Raw genomic sequence first — 19,408 nt, 5'->3', positions numbered from 1 at the left:
GTCTTTCTTATAAACCAATAGATCGAAAAATTTGCTTATCTTTTGCACCCAACCAAACTAAATACTCATTCTCTATTGCCTGCTTATATGCCCAGTCGGCAACCCGATGCGAACGCTGCATATCGGTTAAAAAACCCAATTGGGAAATTTCCCGAACAATAGATTGATCATGCAGATGATTACGTTCCTGCCACTGATGTAAGAATTGCTGTGATGCTAAATAATTACTTTTTTGTGAGTTGCATTTTTCATCCGCCAGGACAAAATTATGTCCGGTATCGGCAGGATATAATGACCATGGAATAAAATGATCCACGGCATATTTTGAATTTTTGAGACTTTTTCCACAGTAAAAACACTGGCATTGCTGTAAGTCAATTAAGAAGTCCGCGACCTGCCCCAATTGATTACGACTTGGAGCAAACATGAATTCATCTAGGTCAGGCAAACCATCCAGTACCACCAGGTTCTGCTTGTTTAGCCGAACAAAATCAATCCAGCGCTTCTGGCACAACTCTTCAATGATTTCACTAAATTGTCTTAAGCAATACATCACCTTGGGCAACAAGTTGAGGGACTGCTTGGAATCTTCAAGACTATAGAGAAACTCTATGGTTTGACCATTCAGATTCTGCAAATATACCACCGGCATTTGCTTAACCGTTGTTGCAACTGTTCGCTTTAGCTTGTTCCAGTAAAGCACCTCCTTTCTCAGCGCGGCCAAGGTCTTGAATTGTTGCTGTGCATTCTGGATTTCACTGATGATCTTTGCCTGCTTACCAGTGCTTTGATGAATAGTAAAAGGCTCATACTGGTTAAACTGAAACGGCAGTGACTGTTTCCAGTATAGGTTAATAAACTTTTCAGCAATATCTTGATATTCTAAATGCAAGGCAGCACCAGTATCTTGCCCCTGTTCAATCGCCAGACGCGTGATACTTATCAGCAAAGCAAACTTATATGTCGAAGTAAAAGTCCCAGAATGCAATATCTGCTGAATATGCTTCAAAAATTTCAGCTGCTCGTTGGGTGTTGGTATGTCAGCTGTACTGAACATATCTAAGCCTGCTCTTTTTTAATCAGGATATTGATCCACTCTTCTGTACGGTCTGGACGTTTATCTACAGTAATCCATTGCTGTAACAGTAAAGCCTGATCTATTTGTTTGAGTAAGTCGTAAGCTTGCTGCTCATTCAAGTCAGTAAAGCTACGCCCTTCTTTCTCACGGTCTGTATTGCCATATTTAAAAGACATGTAACACACACCATTTGGCTTTAATGCTTTAAATAAGCGCCCCAACACTTCAGTCAGGCGATCTCTTTCACAGTGTAAAAGAGAAGCACAGGCCCAAATACCATCATACTTAGCTACTTCATTCAGCTCGTAAAAACTTTGCTGACGTACATTGATGCCTGTCAGTTCTCTCGCCTTTTCAACCAGCTCGGCAGAATAATCAATTGCCTCAACTTGATAGCCTTTTTTCTTAAATGCCAAAGTGTCCCGCCCCGAGCCACAGCCCAAATCCAGGATCAATGCCTGTTCCGGCAAATATCTTAGAAATGGTGCGTAAAGACTTGCCATTTCAACCTGATAGGTATTTTCAAAAAATGCTTGAGCATGCTGATTGTAATAATTTGATGTTTGATTCATTGCCTAAAAGCCAATATCTTATGTTGAAGAACATACTGATATTTCACTAGATAAGTCAAATGATCAGTCCTATGAATGAATCAAACTTTTATTTCACTGTATCCCGACAACTGAGATAGAAACCAAACTGGTTCTTGTAAATGGAAAAAAAATGGGCTTCAGATTTCGCAAGAGTATTAAAATATTACCTGGATTAAAAATCAATCTGACGCATAAAGGCATCAGCAGTGCAAGCATTGGCAAACCTGGTGCTTCTTTAAATATTGGCAAAAAAGGCACCCGAACCAGCGTTGGTATTCCAGGCACAGGCCTATCCTATTCCAAGCACCAACCCTATAAGAACAGAGCTGGCAACCAAGAGAATCTTACTCAGGAACAACAACCACTCTATACATCACATACTGAGAAACCCAAATCGAATGTCTGGATTTGGGTAATTTTTGGATTATTTTGTTTTATTGTCGGGGCTATTATTTTTTAGAATTAGCCGTCCTTTGTACCCATAACATTCATTCCGCTAGGCAAAATTTAATTCATTCATTACTATGGACGGATGTTAAATACAATAAAGGCTGCCGCTAATGTCTGATAATGACAATACTCTGGATTATGATGAAAATGATTTAATCGATTCTCCCTTATCTCAAATTTTACAAGAGGATAATGAGCAAATTGAAGTTCTAATTTATCGATTACCTGATAGTGACTGGACACTGGAAGTGGTAAACCAAAATGGTACTTCTACGGTATGGGATGAAACATTCCCGTCAGATCAGGAAGCTCTATCTGTCGCTTTAGATGGAATTAAAGCCGCAGGCGGTATTCAGGCCTTTTCAGAGCTCAGTGACCTTGAAGCAAAGAACAATATTTTTCCTGAATCCCTTACTCGCCATTAAAAATGAAGCTGCTGGCTTGGATCTGAGTCAGTATTTTCTGGATTCTTAGAACCTGTCGCGATGATAGGTTCACTTCAACCCAAACCCATCTAGTGTTGAAGGGTCAAAATTTTCATCAAACATAAACTCATCTGCTCGCTCTTTTTTTAATGTCGCTAGGGCATAAAAGAAACATTTTTCACATAACTGCAACTCATATTTTTCACCATCATGCCTGGAGCCATACCCCCAATGCGCTGATAGCGTTCCGAACTGTAGTTCCGTTGATTGGTTGCATACATCACATACAACATCTGTAACGACTTCTACCTGTTTCAGTTGTTTAATTTCCATATACGGCTCCCGATATCAATCAAATTAAATTTGTCTACATACTTATCAAAAATTGATTCCTGCTTGATTTTAGTTACCATTAAAAAAGGTCAAATTTGAGCATTGTTATTGTAATAATTTAACTGTACTCATCCCTACTGTATTCATTGTAATCTGCTATGTGAACATCATAATAAAAACATGTTATTTTTTGCCAATTCACAAATATAGCTAACTAATAGTGAGTATCCTATCCAGTAGGAAATTTTGAAACCTTCGATAATAAAAAACTTTAAAATTAAGAAAAAAATGATGCCTCCTGCCATATTCAAAAACTCTAAATATCCTTGAATATTACTATATTATTTTTATTCAATGGCATTTATGGATTTGACATCTGAACTACTTTTAAAGTTTCCAGCAACACAGATAAGTACTGTAAAAAATTTCAAAAAAAGCAGAATCACCATTCATCCACACGCTTATGGTTTCAATCTATGCTACTTAAATATGTGGAAAAATCTCGCAGTAGATTTAGATATTTCTAATCGTATAAAAGAACTTCATGTCTGGAAAACTCCAGAATTTGATAGCTACACCGTTTTTAATAATATTCACTTATATCTTAGCTACTTAAAGAATGATATCAAAGAAGTCACTTTAATTATTCATCATCAACAATCTTTTTCAGAGGATGAGTTAGCATTTCTGATGGAGTTATGCAGTCGTGAATTTATTCAATTCATCAAATCTACAAAATTTGATATTCGTTCGTTAAATCCACGAAAAACATTGCATTTAATTAACACACATCTTTCACGTCAAACACTATTGACCCTTAACAAAGAATCATCTTTAAAGCCACATCATCAAATGAGTCTGGAACTGCTAGCACAACTACTTTCATGTTCTCGAAATCAACTGAATCAGCGTACTAAAAATATCGAACAACAGCGCACACATATTTTTAATGAATTATCACTCAACAGCAGCTGTGTAAAAGAACTCATGGGTCACTCTGATAGTTGCCTAAGTACAGAAAAAATTTGGAGATCATAGTGTCGAACTCTCTAAACGAGTATATTGATTTGCCAGTTATTTCACTGCAAAAAACACTAGAAAAACTGTTTGGTGATGAGCAATTTGAACGTACGCAACATATCAACTTTGTGCTTAAACTATTGTCTTCTCAACAGACTGACAATTTTCTGGTTGGTCTCAATCTCGATTACTTTGATATCGATATAGAGTTTGATTCGCAGCTGCCGACACCTCCGGTAATCCCTTTCACGAAAAAAGTTAAGGTTAGTGATTTATCCATTACGTCATACATCAATTCAATTGCGCAATTACCTGCATCACACACGCATGCAAAAAATTGGAATATTCTAGTTTTAAAAGCGGCAATTTATTTAATTGCTCTTCCTGAGCTTAAACCAGAGCTTTTTAAACAAGCACACACAGAACACTTCAATACCGTAAAGCGCTTATTCCAGCGCTTTAGGACTGCAAATAAAAATTTAGATACTGAAAAAAAATATCAAAATACACAAGAGTATCAACGTCTCTGGAGTACCTATCTTCAAGATCCAACACAGAGCTTAGAACAATTCATTCAACATCTGATCACATTAGATACGCATGAATTGCCTGAGTTTGATCGCAATCTACTCAATGATATTCGGATTACTTTTAACTACATTTTAAAAAACAAAGCGAAGATTGCACGTGCAAGTATCGATACGCAGCTTCAACATCAGTTTCTTGATGAAGAACAATTCATTGAAGAAAGTATCGAAATCAAAAAAGGGGCTAAATCTAAAGCACTGAATATAGAAACCTTAATCGATGAGCCGATTAATCGGCAAATTGTTGTCAATCCAACTGACGTCACACCACTCGCAGCATATTCAGAAACGAGTCAAAGCTATGTTCTACCGCTTGTTGCAAAACATATTCAACGCAAAGAACATTTACTCACGTCGAGTAGTTTTTTCCCAAATCCATCTAGCGTGAACCATCTACTGAAAAGACTTCATATGGACTACTCTGAACATCAAAATAAAAGTGCTTTGATCCTGATACTCGCATTTTTAACAGGCAATAGTGTGAATGAGTGGTTATATATAGAAAGCAAGCGAGCTAAAAAATTAAATAACCGCCAAGAATTGCTCCATAAAAATGATCAGTTCTTCTTACGCAGTAAATTTAATATATTTGAGAACCGCAATTTTAAGTATTCGGACAGCTTGCTCAATCAGACTATCTATTTAGACATTCCAATTCCGAATCTATTCATAGAGGATCTTCGCAAAATGGATTCGGTTAGTATCGATGATATACAGCAATATTTACGCAAATTAAGACAAGAATTACTGATTCCAAAACTGTCTGTCGTAAAGGTGAGTTCTCTACTGCATCACACGGTTCTTGAAAAAACAGGTAATAAACAACTTGCAGACCTAGTTACAGGGATTGATGCAAATCAGTCATCGTCTATTTCTTATTGTCATCAGAATATCCCGCGTTTACACGCACAATATCTCGATATTTTAAAATCACTCTGTACGGATATAGTGCGTAAATATGAAAGTGGTGTTACCACTTCACCATCTGATTCAACACTTTATTTTGGTAGTCGTAAAGCTCCCAAGCCACAGGTCATTACAGAAATTTTTGCTGTATTGAAATTTAATATTTTTTCACAAGCCGAAGATGACCTAATTTCAATCTTTAATCATTACAACATCTGGTTATGGCATATCCTTCTTCTTTTTACAGCAGCACGCCCCGTTGCTGAATTCCCTGGATTTCTTAAAAACTTTAATTTAAAACGCCAAATTTTGATGGTTTCAGACAAAGAAGTAGGCGGCCGTAATGGATTTGGACGCCTCATTCCACTTTGCCCATTTTTAGTTGAAGAGATAAAAAAATTCCTTAATTTTTTAGAATATTTTTTGATTCAAATCATGATGAGTCAACCCGCTTTAAGTGAGGTCATACAACAAATCAAAATGAGTAAGCTCCCCCTCTTGGGAATCATTCAGAATAATGACTGGATACCGTTAAGCCCATCTTCAGTAAAAAAATTTCATCCAGAATTAGGTCTTGATCATGCAAACTGGCATCGCCACACAGCTCGTGCATTTTTAACTCATAAAGTTTCTGAACCTGAAATTTTGGCACTTTTTGGACATGAGCTTATGCAACAAGAAGCAGCCCATCCATTTTCCAGTTTATCGCTCTCTCAATTTTCCAAAATTGCAGATGTTTTAGAGCAAATGAAAACGTATTTTAAAATTACAGGTGTTGAAGTTGATGTCCTCACGCAATAAAAAAATCTCAAAAAAACTCTATGCAGAAGACAGACGTCAACTTCAACGTAATGAATTAGAAAAGAATCTACGAGCTGATGCAGAACATGAGCTCCGCCAATACTTTGATGAACAAAAATTCTCAACTGAAGACTTAATTCAAGCTTATCCTGCGATTTATGAGTTTATTAAACGTAAAGCACCAAATTTGGCTTGGAATAAATATGCACATGAATTCTTCCGAACATATATCAAAGACCTCAATAAGAGCAATAACCTAGACCTCCCACTACCTTATCTTACCTTCGAGATGAAACGTGATGAACCAATTTTCACTTTGGATTGGATCCAGGCCGGTCATGAAATTGACATCATCCTCGAAAAACTGTGGCACTACTGGATTCTTGCTCAAGATAGCTCGACGTTTTCTGATGAAGAAATTATTGCAAATATTCTGCTTTGCTCAATGCTATATGGTGGACTAAGTCAAACAGCAACATTAAATGCATTACTTGAACATTTAAAGAATCCCGTAAAAATCCAAAAAATTTGCGATTTAAATATCATCTTTTTAGAGCCATTTTCTCCAAGCTATGGCGATCTATTTGTCGATGAGAAAACAATTCGAAAATCGCGTAATTTTGTTCCAGATCAACTCACACAACTTTGGCTCATTCATTTCAACACAAGGCAAATTCGTGACATCAGTCTAGACGTGGATGCTTATCTACACCTCATTTTTCAAAAAATAAAACATCCATACACCCAAAAGACTTTCAAATTTCTACGTGACTACGCCAATTTTAATTGGGTACAACTGCACAATGCAGATATTGATCCTGCCCTCTCACAATGTTTGTTAGAAAACACGCTCACGTGTGGTTTATCTGAACATGAGTTTGAAAATTTTGCATTCCCAAAACTCAAAACTCAATTAAGTGATGAAATCGAACAAAATGTCTCTTCTACCGCCAAAGCCCTACCAGATCTCAATACGTCTGAAGCAGTAGAAAATATCATATTTATTCATAAAAACTTGCTGAAAATTATTCGCACACCATCAACGGAACACCCCATTGCTGAACTTATTATTGATTTTTGCCTGCTTCACCAAGAGCAGTTTAATAAGTTTTCTAAGCGTATTATCTTATGGCTCATCAGTCTGTATCGACCAAATTCAGAGCAAATAAAAAAATTATCAGCCACTTTTGATTTTGATACAACTCAGTACACGAAGGCATCTCAAGACAATCAAAAACTCGCAGATAGTTCAATCTATACATATTACACCCGGATTGCAGAACCGTTTTTAACTCATGCCTTGCAATACGTCGATGCCGATGATGACATTAATGATCTACTGAACAAAATCTATCAACAAATCATTAGCAATACACGACTTGCTGATGAAGCAGATCAACCTGAGTTTAAAAAATCTAAAGACCAAACGATCCGCATGTTGAAACGTTTTCACACCTTCCAGCAAATTGTTTTTCAAGCAGAAGATTTCGAACTTGAATTTATTGCATCGCAAAGTCGACCACGGGCACGCATCATAGGTCACACAGCCTTCCAAGTCATATTAAAGAAGTTAAATCAGTTCTTACATGATCAATCCATCTCAGACCATCAATATAGATTATTAAAAATCATTTATATTTTAGCTTACCGAACTGGTATGCGTATCAATGAAATACTGGGATTACGTGTAAAAGATATCGAGGGTTTAGATCAATTTTCTATCTGGGTTCAACCTTATGGTTCAAAAAAACAAGGGAATCAACATCTGCTCAAAACTGATAGTGCGGAACGGATTGTGCCTGCCTACGCTTTGCTTAAAGATGATGAGTACCAATTCTTTAGCGATTTTATTGTTGAAAAACGTTTAGAGAATAAGAAAAGTCTATATTTATTCAGCAACTTGAATGAAAATAAAAAACTGAATAAACACACTGTCACTGTGCCCCTAAAACTGATATTGAATCAGGTCTTTAAAGAGCATCATTACTCCTTTCACTCTTTTCGTCACACGGCAGCGAATCATTTATCGCTTTTACTGAACTGTGAATATGCACCACTTGTGCAAGAGCTGACTGACTATAGTGAAAACGAATATGAAAAAATTCGAACTGAACTTCTTCAAAATCAACATGGACAAAACCATTGGTTTGTTATCGCCCATCTTTTAGGGCATATAGAACCCGTTGAAACTTTCAAAAGTTATATTCACTTAAGTTATCTCATTGCTGGTCAAAAACTACTGAAACATCATCCAGATATGCCAAATGAACTGGCTAAAAAAATCATAGGCTACAATGCAACGTTTAAAAATTTGAAAATAACAACGGATGAAGAAGACTTTAATTTTGAGAAAAATCAGGTAGTTCTAGCAACTATATTATTGAACGATCAAACAAACTGGCTCCAAAGTAATGCTACTGACATTCTTAACGAACTGTCAGTACAAACAAATCAACCCCATGACTTTTTTGCTTTCTTCGCCGGCACAGAAGATTCTAAAATTTCACTTCAACGCTTTTATGAAACACTCAACTTATTAGAGACTACTCACGATCCTAAAAGTGCAGCTCAACGTATATGCTTACCAGAAGAGCTCGTAAATTATTGGTATGAAAATGCCCTAAATTTAGCAGACATTAAATCAAAAAAAGGGAATCCTCGTTTATTTAGTATTGATAGCTCAACCCTTTTAAAGCCAGCGATGCTTGATACCGCTGAAGAGCTTCACGCTGTGACTTATTTTTTTGAACATCTACAGAAAATAACTCGCAAAAATCCAATACAAATTGAATTCATTTTGAATGTATTTTTGAGTCGAGTGACCGCATCACACACAGGTATCCATTATCGCTGGAAGGATATCAATCAACTCGAACATTTTTACTCCCAGGTTAAGGCTTTATTTCCTGCCAAATTTTGGCACTTACTTGGACAAGATTTGCAAACAAAGTTAGATGCTAAACAACAGCCTCAACTATTCAAATTAGCAAAAGCATCAACAGATAAACATCCATCAACTCAAGAGGAATTTCCTCGTCTACAACTCTACTCAGTAAAAGATGGTCATGCTCTTGCTGCATTTAAATTTTGCTTACATCTAGCATGTATCGGCAGACCTCGATCTCTTGAACTTAAAGCTGAAGGTCTAAAAATAACCACATGCTGTTAAATAATTTAACCGTTGCTTCCTTATCTAAAGCCAAATTTAATATATCTTCAGTAAAAATTGGATGTCTGAGAAACGATAATCAAATAGTATAAACTCTAGGTATCAGCAACGTCTGAAACTGAGATCAGTCATGCATAAAACGTCAGAAAAAATTGCAAAACAAAAAAAAGTATTAACTAAAGCTGTTTTATCATCTGCAAAACAACTTGGTTTGACACTGGACCAGCTTGCTATCGTTATCAATTTAGATTCAGTGGAAACTTTAAATTCGCTTGAGTTAGATCCCGATTCAAGTCAGGGAGAACTCGCAATTATTTTAATTCGTATTGCGATATCACTAGATGCTCTAACAGGTGGAGAGGCTAAATGGATGCAGCATTTTATGAAGTCACCAAATAAGCTAACCAAAGGCATTCCGATAAAACAGATTCAGACTACTCAGGGATTAGCTACAGTATTAAACGTAGTCGAAGGACTTCGGCTTCAGGGTAAATATTAAGAATATATAAAGCTTCATTACACAGAAAATTAAAAGTCATAATTTTGTCTAATAATTCAAATTCAAGGTATAAGAAGTTTCTCTTCTCAAGAGGTATACAACTGCCTCATTATTGAGAACTACCATACATATATGGATTCTATTAACCTAATTTGAGGCTAAATTGAATCTTATAAGTTCAATTTAGCTATTCAAGAATCATTATAAAAGTTTGCTATATAGCGAATATTAACCATAATTAGTTAAAAGTTTGCTATATGGCTAACAAATTTCGGGAGAAAAAATGGCTACACGAGGTGAAATAGGTAAAGAAATACGTTTGGCAAGAAAAGGGTTAGGCTATACACAGAAAAGCCTTGCAGAAAAAACTCAAGTCAATAAAACAACAATTTCAGAGATGGAAAATGGCCATTTTACAGGTTCATTTGACATATTTGAACGTGTGCTTGATGGTGTTGGTTTACAATTCGAAGTGAATAAAAAAAAGCATAAATTGCCGCAGTGGGATGAAATTGAAGAAATATTTTCAGAATATGATGAATAAATTGTGAATCGGTACCGAATAAGGTATCAGAAAAGGCAAAGCCCTGCCCATCGACCTCATTGCTCCAGACCACTTGTGCCAGATATTCCAGATTGACTTGATGGCAAATTCCGGTTCCTGGCGGCACCACGCGAAACTGATTGAGCGCCGCCTGCCCCCAACGTAGAAACTGGTAGCGCTCGCCATTGCGTTGCATCTCAATGGCGATATTCTACTCAAAAGCTTGCGGGCTAGCAAAGTAATCGACCATCGCCCAGTGATCGATGACTAAATCCACTGGTGACAACGGATTAATTTTTTCGGATCACCACCGGCTTTGGCCACTGCTGCACGCATTGCAGCAAGATCAACCACTGCAGGAACACCGGTAAAATCCTGCATCAGGACCCGTGCCGGACGATACTGGATTTCCTGTTCTGAAGTTCGATCGTTAAGCCATCCTGCCAAGGCATGAATATGCTCGGTTTTCACCGTGAGCTGATCTTCAAAACGTAGTAAATTTTCCAGCAAGACTTTTAAAGTTTTTGGTAGTCGGGACAGGTCACCTAACTGCACTTGCAATTTAGACAGGTTGAAAATCTGATAGTGTTCTGAACCGACGGTTAATATTTCTAAAGTATTAAAACTATTGATATTACTATACTTAGCCGTCTAGTTTCCCTCCGGCTTGATATGCTATTTTTATGATCACAGTCAACCATTCCTTTACTTACTGTATGCTAACTGCACGGCGGGTTTGTTATTATTTATTATCAGATTGCGCTAGGCAGTTAAATGCAGGGCTGCCAGGAAATTTTGCCAGAGAGTTGCCAACAGTTCAGATCTGGCTGCCAATTACGTAAGGAGATTAAGGTAAATTGAACCGCGTATTTTAACTGTATTTTCAGAGTGATTTCAGATCACTACGTAGCTAAGGCTTTTATAGATCGAAATGATAAAGTCATAAATTGCTTTTCAAAAAAAAAGAAACTAATATGTTTCTTACAGAACCTAAAAGCAATAAATGTATCTACAATGAATAAGTCTTTACTTCAGCAAATCAAAAAAAGACGAACCCAATTGGGCTTAAAGCAAGTTGATATGCAATCCCGTACAGGCATTTCAAGACAGCAGTACCAAAAACTGGAAAGTCAGGGCAACCCTCGATTAGAGACCTTAGAAATTATAGCGGCAGGATTAAATGCTCAACTGATGCTCATCCCTGATGATAAGGTTCATTTGATCAGACAATTATTGAATGATGAAATTAAAGTCACTATTGAAGATCAGGATGACTTAATGACTAATCCATGGAAGGGTCTTCTAGGAGGAGAGGAACCATGAATACTGTTGCCGTCCTGAAATTAACATTACATCACGGTATCGTTGGATACTTGGCAGGATTTCAGAGCGGAAAAAATATTCTGGTTTTTACAGATTCTTTCCGCTTTGATCAGCAACGTCCGACCTTGAGCCTGCTAACTTCCCCCTTGTATCCTTAAGCGGATAAAATTTTAGAAAAGACCTATGTTACACATCAGCGCTTACACCCCTTGCTATCAAACTTGCTACCAGAAGGGGCATTACGTGAACTGATTGCACAAAGCCTCAAAGTACATATAGACAATGAATTTCAGTTATTGGCAGATTTAGGTCATGATTTACCTGGAGCACTCATTGCGACTCCATTAGATCCAGAAGAAATTCCAGATGAAATAAAATTCAAACTGCAGATCTCGAATCCAGATCAAATTTTAAAGCAAGAGATTCGAACAGATAATAAGTTTTCCTTGGCCGGCGTCCAAATGAAGTTTTCCATGAAAGCCAAAGATGGGCGTTTTACACTAGCACAGGCAACGGAAACGACTCTACTCGGGGACTGGATTATCAAAACTCCTTCTTCCAGACATGCTTTTGTTCCGCTAAATGAATATTCTATGATGACCCTTGCCAAAACGGTCGGAATAGATGTCCCTGAGATTCGCTTGGTGGATATGGCCCTTTTACAAGACCTTCCACCATTAAATTTACCCCTAGAGCAATATGCTTTCGCAATCAAAAGATTTGATAGACAGAGTACTGCTGATACTACAGAGCTTATTCACATCGAAGATTTTGCTCAGATCTTCGGCGCATATCCACATCAGAAATACAGCACCACAAATTATGAGCAGATAGGAAAGATCATTTATCAATTTTCAGATAACAAAATTTTTGATATTCAGCAATTTGCCAGCCGCTTACTTGTCAACATTTTGCTCGCCAATGGAGATGCACACTTAAAAAACTGGAGTATGATTTATCAGGACAAAAGAACACCAAGATTATCTCCCGCATACGATATATTGATGACTAGTGTATATGTTGAAAATGAACGTCATTTCGCATTGAATCTTACCAAAAATAAAGATTGGTATTTAGCTGAGATGAAACACTTTGAACAATGGGCTGAAAAAGTCGGTGTTCCATGGCGTGTTATTGAAAAACAACTTCACGCGATCATGGACAAAGCACGGTCAGTATGGCCAGTGCTATTACTAGACTTACCTATGATTTCTGTTCATAAAGAAAAATTAAGAGAACATTGGAAAAAATTGCATCCAGACTTTCAGATACTTACAGATGATTAGGGTAATCTGAAACCAAACTAAAATTTCTCAAACAAGTTCATCACGTCATTTTCCGTCAGTTTCGCTTCGCCCTCATGATCGGTACTTAGAATAGACTGTGCCAGTTCTGCTTTATTTTGCTGTAAGGCAAGAATTTTTTCTTCTATGCTTTTATTGGTAATCAGCTTATACACAAATACTGGCTTGTCCTGTCCAATCCGCCATGCACGATCTGAAGCTTGATCTTCAGCAGCAGGGTTCCACCATGGATCATAGTGAATGACCGTATCTGCGGCAGTTAGATTCAGACCGACTCCTCCTGCTTTCAGACTGATTAAAAATACTGGCACTTGTCCAGACTGAAATGCTGTAATGACTTCATCTCGCTTTTTGGTCTTTCCAGTCAGCTTCACATAGCCAATTTCTGCGTGATGGAGCTGTTGCTCAATCAGTTCCAACATTGAGGTAAACTGAGAGAAGATCAGAATTTTTCGCCCCTCCTCCACCATTGGAACGACCATATCCATCAACTGTTCAAGTTTGGCAGAGTGTGCCTGCCCGGTTTTCACTGAATCCAGCTTTAGTAAGCTAGGATGGCAGCACACCTGACGTAGCTTCAGTAAGGCATCTAAAATTTGAATTTGACTACGTTTAAAGCCTTTTTCTGCCACAATTTTCTGAATATTTTCCTGCATCGTGGCACGAACAGCCTCATATAACTTGGATTGCTGGTCATTCATATCAATATTGACTTCAATCGTGGTTTTTTCTGGCAATTCTTTGGCTACGTCAGTTTTCAAGCGACGTAAAATGAAGGGCTTAATCCGGTTGACCAGCTTTTGCCTTAACTGCTGATCACCGCGTTTTTCAATCGGATGACGGTACTTTTTATTAAAAATTTCTTGTGAATATAAAAATCCTGGCATCAGGAAATAAAATAGTGCCCACAGTTCACCCAAATGATTTTCCATCGGGGTACCTGTTAGACACAAACGATGTCGTGCTTTTAATTGGCGTACTACCTGTGCAGCTTTGGCACGTGGATTTTTGATATTCTGCGCCTCATCCAAAATGAGTTGATGATATTCATATTGCTTTAGTTGTTCTTCATCTCTCGCTAGAAGCGGATAGGTGGTTAACACAATATCATAGTGCGGAATCTGCTCAAAATTCTGATGGCGGTCGGGCCCCTGTAGCAGCAATACCTTGAGCTCAGGGGTAAATTTCTCCGCTTCTTTGAACCAGTTATGCATCAGCGATGTGGGTGCAACAATTAAGGCGGGACTGTCCTGCAAATATCCAGCCTGCTTTTCCATGAGTAAATGGGCTAAAGTTTGTGCTGTTTTCCCCAAGCCCATATCATCTGCCAGAATCCCGCCATGCTGGGTTTCCCTTAAAAACTGTAACCAGCCTAAGCCCTGCTGCTGGTATGGACGCAACTCCCCCTGAAAACCTTGTGGTGTCGGCAGTTGTTGCTGATAGCCTTGTTTGAATTTCTGTACAAATTGCTGCAGGCGATCACTGACCTGCCATGTCATCCCAAGATTATGCTGCAATTCTAATAATTGACTCGCATCATAGCGATCAATACTGCGCTCTTCTTGCTGTAAAATGCTCTGCAGATGTAACAATACCGGCTTAATATCCCTAGCGGATAGAGCCAAATCAGGTTGATCAACTGCAGTTTTCACGGTGAAAATTTGACTGTCATGCAGATGAATAAACGTCCGCGGATCAAGTAAATCAGGATTTACTCGCACCAAAGCTACGAGCGCATCAAGCAAATTATAAGAATTACCTGCACTGTCTTGAACCGTCGCCCCGATATTGAACCAGTCCTGCTGACCTTCAGATTCAGTGATAGAAATATTTAAATTTTCGACATATTGCAGGTTAAAGGGGCTGTTTTCCAAATGCTCTATCTGCCAGCCCATCAACTCAATTTGATTGATGGGCATGAGCTGTTTGATCCAGTCTCCATAGAAAGCAAAAACCATAGAATCAAGACGTTGTTTATCCAGTTTTAATTGCTGGTCATAACTAAGATCTTTCACCCACTTCAGTGATTCGACCAATAGCTGTAAACGCTGGATTGACTGTTGTTCCTGAACTAAGTCCCGAAGCTGTCGCACCATTTTGCCATGCTGTTCACCAATAAAACTGTCACCTGATGTACCTGCTTTAATTCGCCCACCTGCATAGGAGAATTCAATTTCAGCACAAACAGACTCTTCCCATTTCCAATCAAATTTATCTAAAACACCGAAGCGTAAAATTGGCTGGGGACTACCCTCAAAGACATCAATATGCTGAATAAACTCGGGTTGAGGCAGATTTTTCACATCTGAATATTGATGAGTCAGTTTCTCAAACTCTGGCAAGAGCTTAGCTGGAAGATCAGGCATCTGTAAAAAATGGTAGAGCAGATTTGCCGTATATTCACCATATAACTGGCCCACCGTGTTCTGTTGAATATCCACATAACATGGTGGCTGGCTCGCGAGAATCTGGATATGTGGATTTGATTTTAAATCGAGTCGAATATCGCCATTGACCAATTCAATGTTTAAATGCTCCGTCTGTTTGTTGACACCTTGTTCCCAGATCAATTCGATGTGATAGCCTTGTTCTGACCATTGAAGTGCAGCATAGCTCTTTTTTTGCCAGTACACATCGCCACTTTGAATAAAAGATTTAAAGTGCTCCAATGAAATTCCGGAGATATCAAGATTGCTTTGATAAAAACGCTCGTCGCTGTTTATTTTGGCGTAATAATAAATCTGGTTAAATAATTGTCGTTTTTGTTCAGGTAAAGTCAGATGCTTTCTGGTGATATTTTCATATTGGGTATAATAACTTTCCCCTGCAATTGAGCCGTTTTTATTGCGTCTGGCCTTCTGAACATCAACTGTCAATTTCTTTAAGCTGACCGACTGATCTAGCAGGTAAATTAAATAATTGTTTGTTTTGACAGATTGCTCTGGTTCAGTCTGTTGTAAATACCGTTTAAAATCATTCAACCAGCGCTGCGCCTGATCATCCCCCCGTTGGCGTTTTGTGATTCCCTGCGGGGATTGAGAGTCAGCATAACGCTGCTGAAATTCCTGGCGATATTCCTGAAAGAATAACCGCGCTAAAGCCGCAGCATGTTTACAGTTATATCCAACCGGACAAGTGCAGTCGTCATCAATTAAACGGTCTTTTTGGGGATTATAGGTAATCGCAGTATCGTAATAATCTGTCCCTTCAATTTGGGCATACATCGTGACACCGTCTTTTTCCTCAAAGAACTCAACCGTTTCCCTATCAATGTGTTTAGCATAGCTCAGACTGCGCTGAATAGTTGCGGTACTAAAACGAGATAGAAAATTGATCAATGAGGACATAATTACCAGACACTAAAAATGTTTATACAATTATAACGGACAAAGCTCTCATTTCAGAACAGTAGCCGAACTGCTCAACCTGAGCACAGATTCGACTCACTCAATAGGAATATTGTGAGTAAAGACAATCAAATCCGAGAAGTTAAACAGATCATTGAGGTCGAAAATATCCTGATAGAAAGTTATCATTTCTTCACGACCGTTAATTTTAAACCAAATGGGGTTAAAAGTTTTAGCATTGTTTCTAAGGTTGGATTTGCATCGGATCGCTCTAGCTTCTGTAAAGTTTGAAGCGAAATTTTAGTGATCTTGGACATTTCATTTAAAGTCAGATGCAACTCTGTTCTAATGAATTTTGCAATGACATGTATCGGCCAATCGGGATTCAGTTGAATCTGTTCTAAGACATATTGTCTTTTTTTAATTTGCTCTATTTGAGAGAGTGGAATAAAACGTTTATCCATAGCAAATCTCCTTTAATTGTGCGCAAATACCTTCAATGCGATATGCACAATTTTCTAGAATTTCATCATCTATCCCGATAGATTTCATCTTGGTTAAAAGCCCTTGATACAAAGGTAACTGTTCAGAAAATAAAGATTTTATTTGTTCTATGGTTAAAGAACTGCATTCTACAATTTGATGAGCAATTGAAGCCCAGTTATTATCGTCTTTTTCCCATCGAGTAGATCTTGCGATTCCATCTGGATGTAACCACATAGGGGCAAAATCAAATAAAGGCGTTAATCGAATATCGCCATTGTTAAACCTTTGAAATGCTGTATTACGGGTATGATTATCTTTATTTCCTAAAGCGATATTGGCTAAATCTCTTTTTACATATTCAAGAATTTCTGTTTCTGGATCCGTACAGCAATTCATTATAATTTTGCAGACTTCGTTATGAGACATTTTTACTCCGAAGCCCGCTTTACCACTGAAAGAAGCTAAACTTTCTTGGGCTATTCTTTCAACACGGTTATCAACCACTTGCCGATCAAAACGTGGAATAAATAAAGTTCTTCCATGTAATTCTAGAGGTCTAAATACTCGCAATCCTAAATATGCTGCTATTTGCATATATAAGGGTTCTTGATTCAAAATTTTGTTTAGACGTTGATCTGTTCCTCGGCTAAATTTAACCAACCAGTGCTGTTTAGCCATTTCATCAGGTAAGGTATGATCAAGATAAAATAGCTCATCATGACCTTGTGTGAGTAATAGTTTTGGCCACTCGCCTTGAACACCCGATGATCCAGAGATAAATAATCCAAAAGATGATAATGACTCGAGAAACTCTTCACTACGTTCGATAATTTCCTGTATTGCAAATCCTTGTACTAACTGATCTGCATATTGAGTTAAAAGCCATTCATGAGCTTCTTTTATTCTTAAGTTACCGATAGGGTTGCTCGCTCCTACTTTAAGCAATTGCCAATCTGCTGACTCTTCTTCATACTCGGGGCGGCCAAGTTTTTTTAATAGTTCTTTTCGACCATAACCTTGAGGTAATAGATCAACTAGAAAAGCTGGCCACGTAGGCTCAATATTGCTTTCTAAATTAATCGGATAATGGTTTGAAACAGCATGACCATCTCGTAAACCCATATGTTCAATTGCATAATCCATTGAATAATATGTTCCGCAGCTAGCTTTCCAACCTTTAGCTTTTTCACCTATTACTTCAATAGTGGCACAATCGATCCATTGATTATTCAGAAATATTTGGACAGAGCAAAAATCATTCATAATTCTATTTAAATAGTAAAGTATGGGCGGTTTTGCCTATTATATACTTATTATAGTGGTAAAGTATTATTTTTATCCAAGTGAGTTTTCAAAATTATGCTTCATCCATAATCCATTCTTTAAAAAGAGCATCCTCGATTTCATAAGTACCATTTTCTGGTTTAAAAATAATTTGTTTTTTTGATAAAGAACGTAGGGCCGATTGAATACTTGATACCGCAATGTTATCTACACCAATGGAATCAGCCAGATGTTGTCTAAATTGACTACTATAAAGTTCAACTTGTGATTCCGCTATGGCTTTTAAAATTAGCTGTTCTAATAACTTAAACTCTCCCCATAATCCCGAAAAGTCACGATGCCCCATTGTATCGGCTATAAGCTGTTCCTTTGCAAAATCTATAGCCAGCATTGGGTTTAAGGCTAAACGCTCCACTAATGATCTTGCTAGTTGAGGACTTTGCTTCATATCTAAAAAAGCATGCCATAAAATTTCTTTATTCAAACTACGTCCTGTTGTTTGATTAAATACATCTGCCAGATGATCTGTAAATGCTTTTGTTAGATTTGGAAAAGGTAAATTCTGTCCATAATGAAAAAATGGAGCACTACTTACAGAAAACATTTGTCTCAGGCCTTCTCGACTTGAACCAGTAAAAATCACCTTTATTGTTTCTTTATGCATATCTAAAGCGGTACGTAAACTGGCAATCGTGGTTTTATATTTTGAACTAGCTAAAGCCTGAATCTCATCAAGTAACAGTAAAATAGGTTTCCCCTGCTGAGCCAGTTTAGTAATGCTAGACAAAATACTGGAATTCACTTGTCCTTGTAAAAGTGTCACTTCAGCTTTTACCCCTGCCACCTCTGTACTTAAAGAACCAATATTTTTAATCCAATGTGTGGCTTTCCCCATTAAGCTATTTTGTTTTGAAAACTCATCAAGAGCTTTTACAAACTGCCCTTCACTATGCAGGCCTGCATCTAAAAAACTGAAATAAAAAACGCGCCATCCAAGCTGTTCAGCTAGAGGCGTAATATCTTTTCGTAAAAATTCAGTTTTTCCCATCCGGCGTGGGGCAAAAAAAGTCAGAGAACTAGCTAGTCCAGTCTCAAACATGCCTAAAATTTGTTTCGCCAGTTCTGTACGTGGAAAGTGCCAAGGGTCATTGGAGATGGTCATCATTTTAATTACTCGGCAATGATTTATTTATTACCATAGATTGTATTAGATTCCATTAGATTGTAAATGTCTAATTAGATTTCTTTAATCTAATAGG

Annotated in this window: 15 protein-coding genes and 2 pseudogenes; 9 read left to right on the top strand and 8 right to left on the bottom strand. The window is 37.7% G+C overall.

Translation table 11 applies throughout. The features are described 5' to 3' along the window. Positions 1–7 precede the first annotated feature (7 nt). Positions 8–1,057, bottom strand: coding sequence for an HNH endonuclease (locus E5Y90_RS00620; RefSeq protein ID WP_174659113.1), 1,050 nt, complete (start codon positions 1,055–1,057; stop codon positions 8–10). A 2-nt stretch (positions 1,058–1,059) separates the two neighbouring features. Continuing rightward, positions 1,060–1,650 (bottom strand): class I SAM-dependent methyltransferase, encoded by a 591-nt coding sequence (locus E5Y90_RS00615; RefSeq protein ID WP_155861433.1) that lies wholly within the window; start codon positions 1,648–1,650, stop codon positions 1,060–1,062. Between the two features lie 151 nt (positions 1,651–1,801). Between E5Y90_RS00615 and E5Y90_RS00610 the strand changes: the two genes are divergently transcribed. Both E5Y90_RS00610 and E5Y90_RS00605 read left to right on the top strand, forming a co-directional pair. Next, positions 1,802–2,131 carry a DUF4236 domain-containing protein gene (locus tag E5Y90_RS00610; protein WP_068543919.1) on the top strand — a complete coding sequence of 110 codons (330 nt, stop codon included), beginning with the start codon at positions 1,802–1,804 and terminating at the stop codon, positions 2,129–2,131. A 100-nt stretch (positions 2,132–2,231) separates the two neighbouring features. After that, positions 2,232–2,546 (top strand): hypothetical protein, encoded by a 315-nt coding sequence (locus tag E5Y90_RS00605; protein WP_039909086.1) that lies wholly within the window; start codon positions 2,232–2,234, stop codon positions 2,544–2,546. Positions 2,547–2,615: 69 nt separating this feature from the next. On the opposite strand, the gene E5Y90_RS00600 is transcribed toward E5Y90_RS00605, so the two are convergent. After that, positions 2,616–2,879 carry a hypothetical protein gene (locus E5Y90_RS00600; RefSeq protein ID WP_174659112.1) on the bottom strand — a complete coding sequence of 88 codons (264 nt, stop codon included), beginning with the start codon at positions 2,877–2,879 and terminating at the stop codon, positions 2,616–2,618. A 363-nt stretch (positions 2,880–3,242) separates the two neighbouring features. Between E5Y90_RS00600 and E5Y90_RS00595 the strand changes: the two genes are divergently transcribed. From E5Y90_RS00595 to E5Y90_RS17420, 5 genes are all read left to right on the top strand, one after another. Further along, on the top strand, positions 3,243–3,917 hold the full coding sequence (locus tag E5Y90_RS00595; protein WP_174659111.1) for a hypothetical protein: 675 nt from the start codon (positions 3,243–3,245) through the stop codon (positions 3,915–3,917). Beyond that, positions 3,917–6,193 carry a hypothetical protein gene (locus E5Y90_RS00590; protein ID WP_174659110.1) on the top strand — a complete coding sequence of 759 codons (2,277 nt, stop codon included), beginning with the start codon at positions 3,917–3,919 and terminating at the stop codon, positions 6,191–6,193. The genes E5Y90_RS00595 and E5Y90_RS00590 overlap by 1 nt, the downstream gene beginning before the upstream one ends. Continuing rightward, positions 6,177–9,362 (top strand): tyrosine-type recombinase/integrase, encoded by a 3,186-nt coding sequence (locus E5Y90_RS00585; RefSeq protein WP_174659109.1) that lies wholly within the window; start codon positions 6,177–6,179, stop codon positions 9,360–9,362. The genes E5Y90_RS00590 and E5Y90_RS00585 overlap by 17 nt, the downstream gene beginning before the upstream one ends. Positions 9,363–9,492: 130 nt before the next feature. Further along, the gene (locus E5Y90_RS00580) at positions 9,493–9,861 is read left to right on the top strand and encodes an MbcA/ParS/Xre antitoxin family protein (RefSeq protein WP_034684109.1); all 369 of its coding nucleotides are present in this window, start codon (positions 9,493–9,495) and stop codon (positions 9,859–9,861) included. Positions 9,862–10,144: 283 nt separating this feature from the next. After that, complete coding sequence (locus E5Y90_RS17420) at positions 10,145–10,405, top strand: helix-turn-helix domain-containing protein (RefSeq protein ID WP_004647603.1); 261 nt, start codon at positions 10,145–10,147, stop codon at positions 10,403–10,405. Positions 10,406–10,409: 4 nt separating this feature from the next. Here E5Y90_RS17420 and E5Y90_RS00575 read toward each other — a convergent pair. After that, a pseudogene (locus tag E5Y90_RS00575) lies at positions 10,410–11,038 on the bottom strand (aconitase family protein); the annotation flags it as partial. Between the two features lie 381 nt (positions 11,039–11,419). Here E5Y90_RS00575 and E5Y90_RS00570 point away from each other — a divergent pair. Then, positions 11,420–11,728, top strand: coding sequence for a helix-turn-helix transcriptional regulator (locus E5Y90_RS00570; protein WP_004282130.1), 309 nt, complete (start codon positions 11,420–11,422; stop codon positions 11,726–11,728). Beyond that, positions 11,725–13,014: pseudogene (locus tag E5Y90_RS00565) on the top strand (type II toxin-antitoxin system HipA family toxin). The gene E5Y90_RS00570 and the pseudogene E5Y90_RS00565 overlap by 4 nt, the downstream one beginning before the upstream one ends. Positions 13,015–13,031: 17 nt before the next feature. Here E5Y90_RS00565 and E5Y90_RS00560 read toward each other — a convergent pair. The 4 genes from E5Y90_RS00560 to E5Y90_RS00545 form a co-directional block, all read right to left on the bottom strand. Then, positions 13,032–16,379, bottom strand: a complete 3,348-nt coding sequence (locus E5Y90_RS00560) for a DEAD/DEAH box helicase (RefSeq protein ID WP_174659108.1) — start codon at positions 16,377–16,379, stop codon at positions 13,032–13,034. Between the two features lie 185 nt (positions 16,380–16,564). Further along, positions 16,565–16,843, bottom strand: a complete 279-nt coding sequence (locus E5Y90_RS00555; RefSeq protein ID WP_174659107.1) for a helix-turn-helix domain-containing protein — start codon at positions 16,841–16,843, stop codon at positions 16,565–16,567. Further along, positions 16,836–18,128, bottom strand: a complete 1,293-nt coding sequence (locus tag E5Y90_RS00550; RefSeq protein ID WP_174659106.1) for a type II toxin-antitoxin system HipA family toxin — start codon at positions 18,126–18,128, stop codon at positions 16,836–16,838. The genes E5Y90_RS00555 and E5Y90_RS00550 overlap by 8 nt, the downstream gene beginning before the upstream one ends. A gap of 94 nt (positions 18,129–18,222) precedes the next feature. Continuing rightward, positions 18,223–19,314: an ATP-binding protein gene (locus tag E5Y90_RS00545; protein WP_174659105.1), complete on the bottom strand. Its 1,092-nt coding sequence runs from the start codon at positions 19,312–19,314 to the stop codon at positions 18,223–18,225. Positions 19,315–19,408: the final 94 nt, after the last annotated feature.

This window comes from Acinetobacter sp. 10FS3-1 (genome assembly GCF_013343215.1).
GTDB lineage: Bacteria > Pseudomonadota > Gammaproteobacteria > Pseudomonadales > Moraxellaceae > Acinetobacter > Acinetobacter lwoffii_C.
Note: the sequence above shows the minus strand (reverse complement) of the source record. Positions and strands in the feature narration are given on the sequence as shown.

Coding starts and splice junctions, on each gene's coding strand:
- E5Y90_RS00605 (WP_039909086.1), top strand. CDS start 2,232: ATGTCTGATAATGACAATACTCTGGATTATGATGAAAATGATTTAATC.
- E5Y90_RS00615 (WP_155861433.1), bottom strand. CDS start 1,650: ATGAATCAAACATCAAATTATTACAATCAGCATGCTCAAGCATTTTTT.
- E5Y90_RS00550 (WP_174659106.1), bottom strand. CDS start 18,128: ATGAATGATTTTTGCTCTGTCCAAATATTTCTGAATAATCAATGGATC.
- E5Y90_RS00585 (WP_174659109.1), top strand. CDS start 6,177: ATGTCCTCACGCAATAAAAAAATCTCAAAAAAACTCTATGCAGAAGAC.
- E5Y90_RS00580 (WP_034684109.1), top strand. CDS start 9,493: ATGCATAAAACGTCAGAAAAAATTGCAAAACAAAAAAAAGTATTAACT.
- E5Y90_RS00610 (WP_068543919.1), top strand. CDS start 1,802: ATGGGCTTCAGATTTCGCAAGAGTATTAAAATATTACCTGGATTAAAA.
- E5Y90_RS00600 (WP_174659112.1), bottom strand. CDS start 2,879: ATGGAAATTAAACAACTGAAACAGGTAGAAGTCGTTACAGATGTTGTA.
- E5Y90_RS00545 (WP_174659105.1), bottom strand. CDS start 19,314: ATGATGACCATCTCCAATGACCCTTGGCACTTTCCACGTACAGAACTG.
- E5Y90_RS00555 (WP_174659107.1), bottom strand. CDS start 16,843: ATGGATAAACGTTTTATTCCACTCTCTCAAATAGAGCAAATTAAAAAA.
- E5Y90_RS00560 (WP_174659108.1), bottom strand. CDS start 16,379: ATGTCCTCATTGATCAATTTTCTATCTCGTTTTAGTACCGCAACTATT.
- E5Y90_RS00595 (WP_174659111.1), top strand. CDS start 3,243: ATGGATTTGACATCTGAACTACTTTTAAAGTTTCCAGCAACACAGATA.
- E5Y90_RS00570 (WP_004282130.1), top strand. CDS start 11,420: ATGAATAAGTCTTTACTTCAGCAAATCAAAAAAAGACGAACCCAATTG.
- E5Y90_RS00620 (WP_174659113.1), bottom strand. CDS start 1,057: ATGTTCAGTACAGCTGACATACCAACACCCAACGAGCAGCTGAAATTT.
- E5Y90_RS17420 (WP_004647603.1), top strand. CDS start 10,145: ATGGCTACACGAGGTGAAATAGGTAAAGAAATACGTTTGGCAAGAAAA.